This is a genomic window from Thermococcus radiotolerans (assembly GCF_002214565.1).
In the GTDB taxonomy this organism is placed as follows: Archaea; Methanobacteriota_B; Thermococci; order Thermococcales; family Thermococcaceae; genus Thermococcus; species Thermococcus radiotolerans.
In genome coordinates, this window is sequence record NZ_CP015106.1 from 724,915 (window position 1) to 738,107 (window position 13,193).

At 55.9% G+C, this 13,193-nt stretch carries 15 protein-coding genes; 3 read left to right on the forward strand and 12 right to left on the reverse strand.

Annotated features, from left to right (window positions below; genetic code table 11):
* The 3 genes from A3L10_RS03945 to A3L10_RS03955 form a co-directional block, all read right to left on the reverse strand.
* The gene (locus tag A3L10_RS03945) at positions 1 to 879 is read right to left on the reverse strand and encodes an ABC transporter permease subunit (protein ID WP_088866496.1); all 879 of its coding nucleotides are present in this window, start codon (positions 877 to 879) and stop codon (positions 1 to 3) included.
* Between the two features lie 238 nt (positions 880 to 1,117).
* Positions 1,118 to 1,909, reverse strand: coding sequence for an N-glycosylase/DNA lyase (locus A3L10_RS03950; RefSeq protein WP_088866497.1), 792 nt, complete (start codon positions 1,907 to 1,909; stop codon positions 1,118 to 1,120).
* A 1-nt stretch (position 1,910) separates the two neighbouring features.
* Entirely contained in the window at positions 1,911 to 2,879 is a 969-nt protein-coding gene (locus A3L10_RS03955; protein WP_088866498.1) for a beta-ribofuranosylaminobenzene 5'-phosphate synthase family protein, read from the reverse strand.
* Positions 2,880 to 2,951: 72 nt separating this feature from the next.
* On the opposite strand from A3L10_RS03955, the gene folP reads away from it, so the two are divergent.
* Positions 2,952 to 3,770, forward strand: a complete 819-nt coding sequence (folP, locus tag A3L10_RS03960; RefSeq protein ID WP_088866499.1) for a dihydropteroate synthase — start codon at positions 2,952 to 2,954, stop codon at positions 3,768 to 3,770.
* Here the strand turns inward: folP and A3L10_RS03965 are convergent.
* Genes A3L10_RS03965 through sppA form a run of 3 tightly spaced genes read right to left on the reverse strand, consistent with a single transcriptional unit; the run spans position 3,748 to position 6,225 of the window.
* Positions 3,748 to 4,743, reverse strand: a complete 996-nt coding sequence (locus A3L10_RS03965) for an AI-2E family transporter (protein WP_088866500.1) — start codon at positions 4,741 to 4,743, stop codon at positions 3,748 to 3,750. The genes folP and A3L10_RS03965 overlap by 23 nt on opposite strands.
* Complete coding sequence (locus A3L10_RS03970; RefSeq protein WP_088866501.1) at positions 4,733 to 5,215, reverse strand: PH1570 family protein; 483 nt, start codon at positions 5,213 to 5,215, stop codon at positions 4,733 to 4,735. The genes A3L10_RS03965 and A3L10_RS03970 overlap by 11 nt, the downstream gene beginning before the upstream one ends.
* 5 nt (positions 5,216 to 5,220) lie before the next feature.
* Complete coding sequence (gene sppA / locus A3L10_RS03975) at positions 5,221 to 6,225, reverse strand: signal peptide peptidase SppA (protein ID WP_088866502.1); 1,005 nt, start codon at positions 6,223 to 6,225, stop codon at positions 5,221 to 5,223.
* A 94-nt stretch (positions 6,226 to 6,319) separates the two neighbouring features.
* Here sppA and A3L10_RS03980 point away from each other — a divergent pair, with 94 nt between their 5' ends.
* A complete protein-coding gene (locus A3L10_RS03980; RefSeq protein ID WP_088866503.1) occupies positions 6,320 to 7,126 on the forward strand; it encodes a sugar phosphate isomerase/epimerase family protein in 807 nt (268 codons plus the stop codon).
* Here A3L10_RS03980 and A3L10_RS03985 read toward each other — a convergent pair.
* From A3L10_RS03985 to A3L10_RS04005, 5 genes are all read right to left on the reverse strand, one after another.
* A complete protein-coding gene (locus A3L10_RS03985; protein WP_088866504.1) occupies positions 7,121 to 7,507 on the reverse strand; it encodes a ribonuclease III family protein in 387 nt (128 codons plus the stop codon). The genes A3L10_RS03980 and A3L10_RS03985 overlap by 6 nt on opposite strands.
* Positions 7,504 to 8,820, reverse strand: coding sequence for a hypothetical protein (locus A3L10_RS03990; protein WP_088866505.1), 1,317 nt, complete (start codon positions 8,818 to 8,820; stop codon positions 7,504 to 7,506). The genes A3L10_RS03985 and A3L10_RS03990 overlap by 4 nt, the downstream gene beginning before the upstream one ends.
* Before the next feature lie 100 nt (positions 8,821 to 8,920).
* A complete protein-coding gene (locus A3L10_RS03995; protein WP_088180109.1) occupies positions 8,921 to 9,208 on the reverse strand; it encodes a DNA-directed RNA polymerase subunit L in 288 nt (95 codons plus the stop codon).
* Positions 9,198 to 9,830, reverse strand: a complete 633-nt coding sequence (locus A3L10_RS04000) for a DUF2067 family protein (protein WP_088866506.1) — start codon at positions 9,828 to 9,830, stop codon at positions 9,198 to 9,200. Before A3L10_RS04000 ends, A3L10_RS03995 begins: the two co-directional genes overlap by 11 nt.
* A gap of 2 nt (positions 9,831 to 9,832) precedes the next feature.
* On the reverse strand, positions 9,833 to 10,420 hold the full coding sequence (locus tag A3L10_RS04005) for an exosome complex RNA-binding protein Csl4 (RefSeq protein WP_088866507.1): 588 nt from the start codon (positions 10,418 to 10,420) through the stop codon (positions 9,833 to 9,835).
* A 123-nt stretch (positions 10,421 to 10,543) separates the two neighbouring features.
* Between A3L10_RS04005 and A3L10_RS04010 the strand changes: the two genes are divergently transcribed.
* A complete protein-coding gene (locus A3L10_RS04010) occupies positions 10,544 to 12,424 on the forward strand; it encodes a threonine--tRNA ligase (protein WP_088866508.1) in 1,881 nt (626 codons plus the stop codon).
* On the opposite strand, the gene A3L10_RS04015 is transcribed toward A3L10_RS04010, so the two are convergent.
* Positions 12,414 to 13,148, reverse strand: a complete 735-nt coding sequence (locus A3L10_RS04015; protein WP_088866509.1) for a hypothetical protein — start codon at positions 13,146 to 13,148, stop codon at positions 12,414 to 12,416. The two genes, A3L10_RS04010 and A3L10_RS04015, sit on opposite strands and share 11 nt — an antisense overlap.
* Between the last annotated feature and the right edge of the window lie 45 nt (positions 13,149 to 13,193).

Here is a 13,193-nt window from a genome sequence, read left to right on the forward strand (position 1 = left end):
TCACCTCAGATCCATGCGGAGGAAGCGGTAGAAGCCGATTCCAAGGTACACCAGCGTGAGCCCCACGAGTATTCCGAAGTTCGTGAGGTTGTTCCTGATGGCATAGGCCATACCGCGGTACTCGGCGGTGGCACTGTTGATGTTACCCTGGGTGTCCGATAGCATCCCAACGTCCCCCGTGATAACGCCAACCTGGGAAGTAGGGACGTAGAACAGGTACTTGGTGGTGTACTCCTTCTGGAGCGCCTTGATATCCTTATATCCCATGTTGGGGTTGTTAAGACTGTCCCTGATGGCTAGATATCCAACGATGTTCGGCATTATGAGGAAGAGCACGAATGCCAGCACGAGGGCCGCCCCAAGGGCCGAGCTGGAGGACTTGATGACGGTTGAGAGAATGTAGCCCAATGCAACGAGCTGAACCATCGCCAGGAGGAGCAGCATGTTGAGCAGCAGAACGTCAACGACGAGCTGACCGCTCAACGGTGCTCCCAGATAGACCACGCCGAGTATTCCGACGAGCGTGGATATCAGAAGCGCCATCAGCAGGACGGCGGAGTGTGCGAGGAACTTGCCGCCGATGTAGCCCAGCCTCTTCACAGGCTTGCTCATGGCAACGCGTAGCGTTCCCTTCTCAATCTCGCTGTTTATCGCTGTGGCGCCCATCAGGAGGGCGAGGATTCCGATGAAGAAGCCCGCCATTCCGGTGACGAACTGTATGAGGAACGTCATTGCACCCTCGACGGTGAGGTCCTCAACCCCCGCGCTCTTCATTATGTAGAAGACCGGGATGTAGAGGAGTACCATGATCCCTAGAATCAGCCAGAGCTTCTTAGTTCGAAGGCTCTGCTTAAACTCAAGCTGAAATCCCCAAAGCATGCACATACCCCCTTATTGCGATGTTGGAGTGAATCCCCCTCACTCGACTACAACTAACACAAGGAGTATAAAAATTTTGCCTATCGAGTTGAAGCGATGACGCCCCTCCAAGGTTGCCAATCGAAGTCACATCTCCAGTTATAAGGTTCCCAAACATACCTTCCACCCCGATGCATCGAACTTCGAGGTATTGTTGGCGTCAAGATATTTAAGGCTTTGGGCTTGACGAGACAGGAAGTTAGAGGTTTGCGAGCCTCAAAACATCCTCCCACTTCGTGCAGTGTTCTTTCAGCCGCCTGAGAACCTCGGCACTTCCTCCCAGAACCGGCCAGAGTATCGAATCTATGTGGAGCGGCGGAATTCCAGTTTCCTCTCCAATTCTTCCCCAGAAGCTCACCGGCGGCTCGTTCGTGAACCTCTTAGTGTAGGCGTTTATCCTCACGTCGTCGGGTATCTCGATGACCATTGGGTAAGGCACGAACTCCCCAAAGGCTATCCTGCCCGCGTAGCCGAACATCTTGACGGCGAAGACTATCGTCTTGGCGCTTCTCTTCGAGCCGAGAGCCTTTGCAAGCTCGTCGCGAAGGCGTTCCATGCCGTTGAAGTAGTAGTCCCTCAAGCCACTTAGGGAGAACGAATCGAGAAAAGGCTCGAGCCTTTCCAGCCTTCTCACCTTCCCGGCGACCAGCCTTCTGTTGGTCATCGAATTCGGCAGAAAGGAAGAGTACGCCTCGGCTATGCTTCCCGCCGGCGGGTTCTCGGAAAAGTACCTGGAGAACTCCCACCACCACCGCTCGCCCTTCGCCGTCAGCTGATAGCTCACAATGGAATTCGCTATGACCAGCTTGATAAAGAGCTCGTCGTCCCCAAGGTTCGCATGGAGGTTTTTGAGGGCATCGAACTGGAGGTCAACCCTCTCCTCGATGGTTCGAGCGCAGTCGAGGCCAAGTTCGCTTAGGATCTCTCTGAGAACCTCCACCTTTTTCTCGTTGGCCTTATATTTTACCCTGATGAACCTATCCAGCGTCACCTCAACCACCCACGGATTTTATCAGCCTCTCAAGGAACGCGCTGTCACCTATTACCTCCGCACCGGCGTTGTTGGGCAGACCGAGCTCGACCTTTGCCCTTATCCCGTGCTCCCGCAGGTAGTCGTGGGCCTCAGCGTTGAGCCTCTGAAAGTCATTCCTGAGTATCAGCCCGTAAACCGTAGGTCCCCAGGAGCTCTGACCGCAGCCGTAGGTTTTCTCCGCCAGAAAGTCGAGTATAAGCTTAACGTCCTCCCTGAACTCGCCACCCTGATACGGCTCGAAGTGCTTTCCAACGAGCCGCTGTATCGCGGAGAGGTGCTCGCCAAAGGTCTCAACGTCCCTCTCCTTCAACGCGGGCAAAAGGCCGAGCAGAACCCGGTGGCTTATCTCCATGGCAACGTCGGCCCTTCCAACAACGCCCGCCATCACGGGCTTTTCCTCCTCCTCGTCGAGGCCGGGCTTGAGCTCGGGAATAACCAGCAGAAAAGCCCACTCCTCCGGGAAGTCCTCGCGGAATATAAGCGGGGGAAGGCTATCCCTGACGCCGCCATCTATCACAAAACCACCGTAGGCGAAGGAGTAGATTCCGGCACCGCCGTTCTTGCCCCTTCCAAGAATCCTCGCCAGCTCCTCTACCGAGACGTTCAGGTTCTTCAGCCTCACTATCCCTGTCGCAACGGCCAGGCTGAGCTGGGTCGTGGAGCCCAGGCCCACGTGCCGGGGGATGGCCTTTCTAATCTCGACGATGTAGTTGACCCCTGTCTCATAGGCTGAGTTCATGCGCTTTATGGCGAATTCGATGGTTTTTCTGTCCTCGCCCTCAGCCGCTATCTCCATGGCCTCGCCCTCAATGATTCTAACTTCGTAGCCGCCTTCGAGAGCAACGCCGAGGCTCCCGAATCGCCTCCCAAATGTGGCGGCGGGGTCTATGAGACCGAGATGAAGCCTCCTGGGAGTGCGGATTATCATGAGGATCACCAGAACTTGAAGGGCGAAAGTCCTTTTATACCCAGCGGCCATTTCAATGTGGAGGGTGAAACCATGAAGTTCGCGGGGATTGATTTAAGTGAGCCCAGGATAATGGGCGTCATTAACGTTTCACCGGAGAGCTTCTACAAGGGGAGCGTCAGGAACGACGAGGACCGGCTGATCGAGACCGCGGTAAAGATGGTCGAGGATGGGGCGTCTTTCATCGACATCGGCGCCAAATCGACCGCTCCCTACCTTGAGACCCAGATTCCGGTCGAGGAAGAGGTAAGGAGAGCCGTTTGGGCGATTAAGACCATTCGCGACCACGTTGATGTTCCCATAAGCATAGACACCACCAGCGCGAGGGTAGCAGAGGAAGCGCTCAAAGCAGGGGCGGATATTATAAACGACGTCACCGGCCTGAAGGGAGACCCGAGGATGGCAGAGGTGGCCAGGGACTACGGGGCTCCTGCAATAGTCTGCGCCCATGGAGAAGTGAGGAACCTCAGCGACCCTATCCACACCGTGATAGACTTCCTGGAGGAGAGTCTCATCATAGCCGAGAGGCACGGTATCGAGGAAATAGCCATAGACCCGGCGATAGGCTTCCTCCGTCCGGAGTGGCCGCCCTGGTACGAGTGGGACTCGAAGGTCATAGCCAACCTCGACATCCTTAAAATCTTCGGAAGACCAATCCTCGTCGGGATATCCAGGAAGTCCTTCATAGGGGCGATAACCGGAAGAAAAGACCCGGCGGAGAGATTGCCTGGAAGTTTATCGGCAACGGCAATAGCCGTCCTAAAGGGAGCGCACATCGTTAGAACGCACGACGTCAAAGAAACCCTCGATGCGGTCAGGGTGGCCGCATTCATCCGGCGCTTTTCACCTTGACTTCCTTCCATTCTTCGACGAGCGTCGCCAGCAACGAGAGGGCCACGGGTCCGATTATTATTCCAACGAAGCCGAAGGCTAGATAGCCTCCAAAGATTCCAACGAGTGAGATGAGAGCGTTGACGCCTTTCTCCCTTGTTCCGAGCCTGGGCCTCAGGAGTATATCGGGGAGAGGTGAGATGAAGACGATTCCGTAAAGGGCAAACACAATGGCACCGGCAACGTTGCCGCTGTTGAGCATGTAGACCGCCCCGGCAAGCCAGACAACCCAGCCTCCGAAAACGGGGAGGAGCTCAAAGATAACGGTGAAGATTCCTGCGGCTATGGCTCCTCCGGGCTTGGCGAGTTCAAAGAGAATGAAACCACCGGCGGTGAAGACACCCTTGAGGATGCTGATGGCCAGCCAGCCGCGGAGGAGGCTGTGGAGTGTCTCACCGGCCTTCTCGAGGAGTTTTATCGCCAGCTCCCTATTCTCGGGCGGTAGGAGCGAGTAGACCTCTCTCCGAATGGCCCGGGCGTTTATGAGCATGCCATAAAAGGCAAAGACCATAACTATGGCCTGGAGGGAGAGCTTGGGAAGGGAGTAGGTGTAGCCGAGAACGTACTCCTCAAAGCGATTCGGGATGTCCTCTGCGAGCTTCTGGAGGAGTTCGTAGACGGCAGCCGGAAGGTTCCAGGTGAGGAGCCACTCGAAGAAGGCGTTGATGTAGTACGCTAGCGAGCTCTTGACGTCGTTTATCCAGAGGGCGAATCCGATTATGAAGAGGAAGGTGATCAGGGTGAGAATGGCCGTCATGGTGAATGCCGAGACCCTGTTGCCGGTTTTCTTCGCCAGTCTCTCGTGGAGGGGGTAGAGGATGTAGGCGAGCGTCACCGCCAGGATGATGGGAGAAAGGATGGGACTAACCGTTTCCCATACGAGGTAGAGGACTATGAGCGAAACCGCTATCCAGATTCCCGCCTCAAGCTCCATCCAGCATCCCCAGGTACTTCAGTATAAGTTCCCTCGCGCTCGGCTTGTTGAAGACTATGAGGGTCTTGGTACCCTCGTCAAGGATGAAATTCTTCCCAAGGGCTAATAAACCTTTCTTGAGCTTGTGAATCTCCGCCTTCTCGAAGTCTACGCTTTCCCTGACTTCCTCAGGCGCACCCGTCTCCTCTAATGCCTTCTCCAGCCTGTTGAGAACGCTCTGGTTGAGGAACTTTACCGGGCTCGGCCTGAACTCCTCGGCAACTACATCACTTCCGTCCATGTAGATTCCCCAGAACTCCTTGGCGCACTCGAAGGGATAGACGTAGTCCTCCCCGTAGTCGGGGAGGTACAGCTCCCTGATGACGGCAAGGAGAAGCCTCCTGGCGTCGCCGCCGTAGAACTCCACCTCAAGGTGAAACTTCCCATCGGCGAAGCCGTTCTCAAACACCTCGAGCTTCTCCTCGCAGAGCATGGCCATCACCCCGTTTTTATGTAAGCGCTAACGTACCTAGGATCGAGGAGCAGGGCGGTGCTCCCGAATATCCCAAAATCTGACGGGGACGAGCCTTTGTAGATGACTATCCTCGGGTTGGTGACGTTGAGAATCCCCTCAAGTACGCTAACTGCGTAGTCCAGGTCGCCGGTCTCGTCAACCAAGCTTCCGGTAACGTTCATTGCGAACCACGTCCTTCCGGTCGCGTATTTCTTCGTCTCGTTGATGCTCATGCCCCTGCCGCTGCTCACCGCCTGGAGGAAGCCCTGGAAGTACGTATCAACCATCTCGGTTATCATGGCCTTCTCCTCGTCGGTGAGGCCGCGCCATTCGGCGCCCATGTCCTTGTAGGGACCGGTCTTGAAGACCTCGACCTTTATTCCGTTCGTCTCGTAGTTCTGCTGGAGGTTGTAGTGAACGTAGATAACGCCTATACTCCCCACCTCTGCCAGGGGGTCGGCTATTATCTCATCGGCTCCGACGGCTATGTAATAACCTCCCGAAGCCGCTATGCCGCCCGTGTAGACCACGACGGGCTTCACGAGGTTGAGCTTCCTGACGGTTGAGTATATCTCCCTGACGGGTCCAACGTAGCCGCCGGGGCTCTCTATCCACAGAACAACGCCCGCGATGGAATCGTTCTTGGCGATTTCCCTCAGGGTGGGAATCACGCTGAGGGCCGTGTAGTCGTCTATGAGGCCGAAGATGGGAACTATGGCTATCGTCGCGTTGCCCTCGGGCATGTTCTGCTCCCTCAACTGGGCCTTCAGAAAGTCAATCTGCCTCTGGAGTTCGTCTATCTGGAGCTGGTACGAGGTGGTGTTGCACGTGACGTTGGGCCCCTGGACGAGAACGGTGGTCGTGACATTGGATGGATGATAGCCCTTCAATTCCGAGTTCTGCATGTAGAGCAGGAGGACCGCTACACTCGACGCCGCGAGAAGGAGTATGAGAACCGCAGCAATGTACTTCCAGATGTTTTCCCTCATTCGCTCACCCACCTATATCTCCAGCCCAAACTTTTAAACCCTGTCCCTCGGTAAGCTTTTATATTCAGCGCTCAACTCTCTCGTAGGTGATAGTATGGAGATAGGCGTAACGATTTATCCGCACTTCGTCACCAAGGACAAGACCCTTGCGTCGGTTTTGGCGGACGTTAAGATAAAGAACTACGACTTCGTCTCGATATTTCCGCACACGCTGGGGCTCATAATGAACGGCGTCGTCATCGAAAAGAAGCTCAGGAACATAGAAACGACCCTCCGCGGCGTCGGCATTGACTACCTCGTTAGAATGCCCACCTCCGTCAACCTGCGCGACCACATCTACTACACGCGCCACTTCCGCGTCGCCAGGGCGATGGCAGACGTGGCGATAAAGCTCGGTGCCAAGGTTATCGTGATGCAGAGCGGAAGAACCGGAAGGCTCGATCTTGAGATAGAGGCGATACAGCAGCTCGCCGACATGGTGGCGCCGTTTAACATAAAGATAGCCCTTGAGAACACCTTCAGCGTCAAGGACACTCTCTATGTGGTTGACAACGTTGAAAGGGAGAACGTTGGCTTTGCACTCGATGTTGCCCACGCCTTCCTCAGCGCCCAGGGCGACGCCGACAAGCTGCTGGAGGACGTCAAGCTCGGAACTGACAAGACGGTAATACTCATGATACACGACAACTTCGGAAAGCTCTTCCCGCAGGTTGAGCCGGAAGATGCCCTCGCTTACGGCGTCGGCGACCTGCACCTGCTCCCGGGGGAGGGAAGCATACCCTTCGGAAAGGTTCTCAAGCTCTTCGGAGACGTTCCGCTCCTCCTGAAGGTCAAAGACCCGGAGAAGTTTGCGAAGGTTCCGACAAAGATGGGGCTCATAGAGCTGCTGACGAGCCTATAGCTCCAGCCTCTCCCCTATTACTTTGAAGACCTCGGCGAAAGCCCTTCCTATTGCCTCTTTTCTCCTTGAGAAGTGCGTAACGTCCTCGGTGAAGTTCTTCATCAGAATCTCGACCGCTTCCTCCACCGTTATCTTCCCCTCGAGCCACGCGTAGGCGAATATTGCCTCCGCTATGTCGCCCTTGCCGTGCTTGTCGGTTCTCGGAGGAATAACGTGCCTCAACCCGGCCAGCTCGAGGGCTATGCTCAGCGAGGCGTTCGGAACCCTCTCGCCGGTGGGCCTGTCCAGATACTCGCTCAAGGCGAGAGAGAAGACGAAGTTGACCAGCGAATCTCCGAACTTTGAAAGCCCCTTGTCGGTGAAGTCCATCTCGTACCTCAAGCTCTCACCCACTCCCTCTCCGAGAGCCAGGCTTTAAGGTTTTTGAGGTGTGGAACCGTGGCGGTGAGTATCACCGCGTAGAGGAGAAGCGTCAGCCCGATGCTGTAGGCAACGTACGGCTCATCGGAGAAAACCCTGAACGTCACCGCGTCAACGAAGTGGACGAGCGCCCAGTTGGGGTTCTCCATGTGGACGTGGAACCAGAACGCCGAGGGCTGCATTATGGGCCAGATTCCTGCGTACACCGCGGTAAACAGTGAGAGGATTGTCACCGCGCCCTCATCAAGCGCGGCAAGGATGACTAGGAACGCCACCAGCGGGACTAGGTACTGTGGGTTGACGCGCCAGTACGTGGCCGTGAAGACGGCGTACGCAAGGGCGGCCGAAGCGGCCAGGTTTCGGTTAAACGTATGCCTGATGAGAACCAGCGAGAGAAGAACGAGGGTCGGAACGTACCAGTGCCGGAGAACGGGGAGGGTGTCACTTCCCCCGGTCATGTGGAGGTAAGTCGCGAGGCTCGAGACCCCGTTCATGCTGTAGGAGAGCGGAACGGTGTACGAGACTTTCAGTCCCCTCATCAAGTCCGGTAACCCCCTCAGACTCGATGGACAGAGGAGTATCATGGGAAGGAACGGAAGAAGACCGCCGAGCAGGAAGAAGGCAATGCGCTGGACGGCCCTCTTCCCCCTCAGCACCGCATCCCAGAGGGAGAGAAGCGCCGGAAATACGAGCGTGTGCTTGACAGCGAGGGAAAATCCGTAGAGGATATAGGAAGAGCGTTCCCTGCTCGAGAGATAAAGGCCGAGGAGGAAAAATGCGAGCGCAAGTCCGTCGAACATCCCGTAAACGGCGGAGACGTGTATCGTGATAGGGTTAAGGTAGTAGAGTGCAGCGCCGAGGATGGCGAGCTTTTCGCTTTTCTCCCGCAGGAGAAGGTACAGGAGAAAGGCCACGGCAGTGTCGGCGAGGATGAAAACCAGCTTGACGGAGAACGCCCACGTTGGGTCAACGTAGACGTAGTAGTTCCCACCGCTCCAGAAAGCCCTGACGGAACCCCCGACAACGTACCTGATGAGGGCAAGGACGTATGCCATGACCGGGCCGTAGACGTAGGGCCAAGGATATGGCCATCCCTTATTCCAGAAGCCGACTACGTCGGCGTAAGCGTAGAAACAGGCCTTCTTTTCCAGCATGGTTCCGGCAAAGCCGTAGAACTGGGCTAAATCGCTGCCGGCTGAATACGGTGCAAGGGCAAGCCTCAGGGACAGGCCGGACACTATGATGAGGAGCAGGAGGTATCTCGGACGTTCCAAGCATTCCACCCCAGAGGGGGTCGTTGATTTCAACTTAGAGTTAGAAGAGTTCGGCATTTAAGGGTTTTGGACGGAGGGATGGAAAGGGAGAAGAAGAAACTCACTCACTTATGGCAGCCTTCCATGCGTCGAGAACGGCCCTGGCCCTGTCGAATATCTTCTGGGCAGCCTCCTCCAGGGCCTTCTCTGGAGTTACCTTGCCGTCGGTGACGATCCTGAACTTCGGCTTCCTGGCCATAAGGACCGGGTGCTCGATGGTGTAGCCTGCAAAGGTCACGTGCTTGTTCTCGTGGAGCACCTCGTTGAGCAGGTTGGCGAAGGTGTGATCCTCCCCCTCAAGGTAGAACTCGAGGACGTTTTCCTCACGCTTGATGACCTCAATCTTCATTTTCCTCACCCTCTAAGTGTTTGAGCAGTATCTCCAGCGCCTGCTCCTTGTTCTTCACCAGTTCGTATTTAAACTTATCCTCCTTCCACTCGGCGAGGCCAAGTTCAACGAGCAGGTCAATGACCTCCATCGGGTCGATGCCCTTGAGAACCGCCACAGGAAGGATAACCTCCCGTATCTGCCTGGTGGTCTGAAGGGAGATGTCCGAGAGGTACTCGCCGAGCGTCCCCGTCAGGGCAACCAGCTCCTCCCAGGGCATGGACGTTATCAGCTCGCCCTCCCTCAGTTCAACGGTTTCGCCCAGGAGTTCCAGGGTCTTTAGGAGTATCGGGGTCGAGACGCTCGCCCCGGATTCCCTGAGAAGGTCGTCTATTGTGTAGCGGTAGAGGCCGCGTCTGTCGGGGTACAGCTTGGCCCTGACGCGGTTGTGTATCTCCCTTATCCTGCGGATGGCTTCCCTGATGTCCTCCTTGGTTCCCTGAACGTTTATCTTGAGGTCGTTGAGCTTGGCGTGGACGTAGATGAACGCGGGAAGGCGAAGCCTCTGGAGCTCCCTGAGGAACTCCTCCTTCTCCCTGTCGTCCCGGACGTGAATCGTTATTACCTTCTTTGCCCTCGCCATGCTCACACCTTCAGCTTCCTGTAGAGGGAGGACAGCTTTCTGGTCTCGACGTGGCCGCAGCGCGGGCATACCAGCTTGTCGCCGCGCCTCACGAGGGGCGCCCTGCACCGGGAGCAGAGGGCGTAGATAACACCCAGGTCGTGGCCCTTGGTGGACAGCTGGATTGGGCTCTTCTCGTTTGCTATGACCCTCGCCCTGATGATGTCGCCTATCTTGAACTCGCTGCTCATGCCTTCCACGTAGCCCTCCCTGACCTGGGAGATGTGGATTCCGGCGAGTTTCGATGTCGCTATCTCCCTGTCGTTCCTCCCCTCGATTTTAATGAGCTGAACTATCGCCGCCTGGGGCTTGACCTCAAGTATCTTTGCGATAACGATGTCGCCCGGCTGCGGAAGCGGGGGTGTGTCCGTTACGGGCTCAACGCTTATCTCCATTTTATCCTGGTCTATCCTTACCTTACCTGCCCTTATTGCATAGAGCTCACCGTTCTCCTCCTTAACGCCCTCGCCGGGAAAGTACTCCTCGATGACGCCGAGGTAGTCCCCAGGAAGAACCAGGTCACCGTTCCTTGCACTCCTCTTTTCATCCATTCTCCCACACCTCCATGAAAGTTCCAGCCCGGATTTTTTAAGCCTTTGCCATCTGGGGAGAATTTATAAAGGCCGGGGGAAAAGTTTTAGTAATTCCAATTGAGCCTATGGTGGTGGTTAAGGATGAGAATGCTTCTGATACACAGCGACTATTTGGAATACGAGGTAAAAGACAAGGCCCTTAAGAGCCCCGAGCCGATAAGCGAGGAGCAGAAGAAGGGCAGGCTTGAGGAGGTTCTGGCGGTTTTCATGAGCGTTGAGAAGGCCGACGAGACCAACCCGGAGGAGGTCGTTGAGAAGGCCGTTGCCGAGATTAAGGACGTTGCATCGCAGGTTAAGGCCGACAGGATATTCGTTTACCCATTCGCACACCTCAGCAGCGAACTTGCGAAACCTGACGTGGCGCTGAAGGTTCTCCAGAGGATCGAGGAGAGGCTGAGGGAGGAGGGCTTCGAAGTCAAGCGCGCCCCCTTCGGCTACTACAAGGCCTTCAGGCTGAGCTGCAAGGGACACCCCCTGGCCGAGCTCAGCAGGACGATAGTCCCAAGCGGCGAGGCGGTCAGCAAGGAGGAGCGCAACATAGCCCTCGAGAAGGAGGAGGAGCTCAAGAGCTACTGGTACATACTCACACCCGAGGGAGAGCTCGTTGAGGTCGAGAAGTTCGATTTCACAGGGCACGAAAACCTCAGGAAGTTCGCCAACTACGAGATAAGCAAGAGCAGGGTGGCGGAGAGGGAGCCGCCGCACGTCAGGATAATGCTCGACCAGGAGCTGGTTGACTACGAGCCGGGAAGCGACCCCGGAAACCTCAGGTACTACCCGAAGGGCAGGCTCATCAAGGGTCTCCTTGAGCAGTACGTCACCGAGAAGGTCATAGAGTACGGCGCCATGGAGGTCGAGACCCCGATTATGTACGACTTCGAACACCCGGCGCTCGAGAAGTACCTGAACAGGTTCCCGGCGAGACAGTACGTGGTTAAAAGCGGCGACAAGAAGTTCTTCCTCAGGTTTGCGGCCTGCTTCGGCCAGTTCCTCATCAAGAAGGACGCCACGATAAGCTACCGCAACCTGCCGCTCAGAATGTACGAGCTGACGAGATACTCGTTCAGGCGCGAGAAGAGCGGAGAGCTCTCCGGCCTCAGGAGGCTCAGGGCCTTCACGATGCCGGATATGCACACCGTGGCTAAAGACCTCAAGCAGGCCATGGACGAGTTCAAGAAACAGTACAAGCTCAGCATGGAGGTTCTCAGGGGAGTTGGCCTCACCCCAGACGACTACGAGGTTGCCATAAGGTTCACCGAGGACTTCTGGAAGGAGAACAGGGACTTCATCATCGAGCTGGCGAACATAATAGGTAAGCCGGTCCTCATCGAGATGTGGAAGCAGAGGTTCTTCTACTTCATACTCAAGTTCGAGTTCAACTTCGTGGACAACCTCGACAAGGCTGCAGCCCTGAGCACCGTCCAGATCGACGTCGAGAACGCAGAGCGCTTCAGCATAACGTACTACGACGAGGAAGGAAAGGAGCGCTACCCGCTCATCCTCCACTGCTCGCCCAGCGGTGCAATCGAGCGCGTTATGTACGCAATCCTCGAGAAGCAGGCCAAGCTCCAGGCGAAGGGCGTAAAGCCGATGTTCCCGCTCTGGCTCAGCCCGATACAGGTCAGGGTAATCCCGGTCAGCGACGAGGTTCTCGACTACGCGCTCTACGTTGCAGGAAAGCTGGAGGGTGCGAGGATACGTGTCGACGTTGACGACACAGGAGATAGGCTCAACAAGAAGATAAGGAAGGCGGAGAAGGAGTGGATACCGTACGTCATCGTCGTCGGCAGGAACGAGAAGGAGCAGGGCACCGTAACCGTCAGGAGGAGGAGCGACGGAACGCAGGTAGAGATGCAGCTCGAGGACCTCATCCGGGAGATAAAGGGCCAGACCGAGGGCTTCCCCTACAGGCCGAGACCCCTGCCGTTACTCCTCAGCAGGCGCCCCAAGTTCAGGGGCTGATTTTTCTTACCCTCAACTTTTCCATTCCCTTCCTCTTTGTAACACGGAAGGAATACATCTCAGGTTCAAAATCCTCGTAAGGTGCGGATATAAGGTACAACGCTTCTTTGAGTCCCTTTTCTTCCAGCCACGATTTGGCGAGGATCACGTAGTCACTTATCCCGGAAACCCACGCCACAAAGCGGGTTGAGACGACGTCTCTGTTCAGGGCCAATACCAAGATGGAGTCCGGGAGCTGGCGGGTTCTGGACGCTAGGGTCTGGTTCAGGAGTTTTAGAGTGTTTTCCTCGCCAAGGAGCAATGAGACCCCATCTAGTGTGTAAACCAAGCGGAAAACAGGCCTATATCTAACCAGTTCCCGAAGGTAAACGTCATATATCCTGTCGATTTTGGGGTTGAGGGTCTCGGGCTCAACTTTGTCCAAGTAGAAGACGTTCGGGAGTGACTCCTTTGAACCGTATCTCGTGCCGAATAGGTCTATTACAGCGACATTTCCGTCGTGAAGTGCCTTCTCCATATCAAAACCAACGGTACCGGTCTTTCGTATTAACGACCTGATGGGTCCCGCATAGTTGGATACAATGCCTACACTACCATTCTCAACCGCGTGCTTGAGAAGAAGGAGCGGTATCCTCCATGCGGAAGAATAAGCGTCGTAGATAATGCTGACGGTAGAACCGGGGAGGTATTCCTCCCGGAAGAGGTCTATGACGTTCATCTCCATTCGCCTTCCCCCCATAAAGTTGAGGGGAAGTCATCACAAAGTACG

Excerpts from the sequence above, each read along its gene's own strand:
- A3L10_RS03945 (WP_088866496.1), bottom strand. The coding sequence starts at position 879 with ATGCTTTGGGGATTTCAGCTTGAGTTTAAGCAGAGCCTTCGAACTAAG.
- A3L10_RS03955 (WP_088866498.1), bottom strand. The coding sequence starts at position 2,879 with ATGATAATCCGCACTCCCAGGAGGCTTCATCTCGGTCTCATAGACCCC.
- folP (WP_088866499.1), top strand. The coding sequence starts at position 2,952 with ATGAAGTTCGCGGGGATTGATTTAAGTGAGCCCAGGATAATGGGCGTC.
- A3L10_RS03965 (WP_088866500.1), bottom strand. The coding sequence starts at position 4,743 with ATGGAGCTTGAGGCGGGAATCTGGATAGCGGTTTCGCTCATAGTCCTC.
- A3L10_RS03970 (WP_088866501.1), bottom strand. The coding sequence starts at position 5,215 with ATGCTCTGCGAGGAGAAGCTCGAGGTGTTTGAGAACGGCTTCGCCGAT.
- sppA (WP_088866502.1), bottom strand. The coding sequence starts at position 6,225 with ATGAGGGAAAACATCTGGAAGTACATTGCTGCGGTTCTCATACTCCTT.
- A3L10_RS03980 (WP_088866503.1), top strand. The coding sequence starts at position 6,320 with ATGGAGATAGGCGTAACGATTTATCCGCACTTCGTCACCAAGGACAAG.
- A3L10_RS03995 (WP_088180109.1), bottom strand. The coding sequence starts at position 9,208 with ATGAAGATTGAGGTCATCAAGCGTGAGGAAAACGTCCTCGAGTTCTAC.
- A3L10_RS04000 (WP_088866506.1), bottom strand. The coding sequence starts at position 9,830 with ATGGCGAGGGCAAAGAAGGTAATAACGATTCACGTCCGGGACGACAGG.
- A3L10_RS04005 (WP_088866507.1), bottom strand. The coding sequence starts at position 10,420 with ATGGATGAAAAGAGGAGTGCAAGGAACGGTGACCTGGTTCTTCCTGGG.
- A3L10_RS04010 (WP_088866508.1), top strand. The coding sequence starts at position 10,544 with ATGAGAATGCTTCTGATACACAGCGACTATTTGGAATACGAGGTAAAA.
- A3L10_RS04015 (WP_088866509.1), bottom strand. The coding sequence starts at position 13,148 with ATGGAGATGAACGTCATAGACCTCTTCCGGGAGGAATACCTCCCCGGT.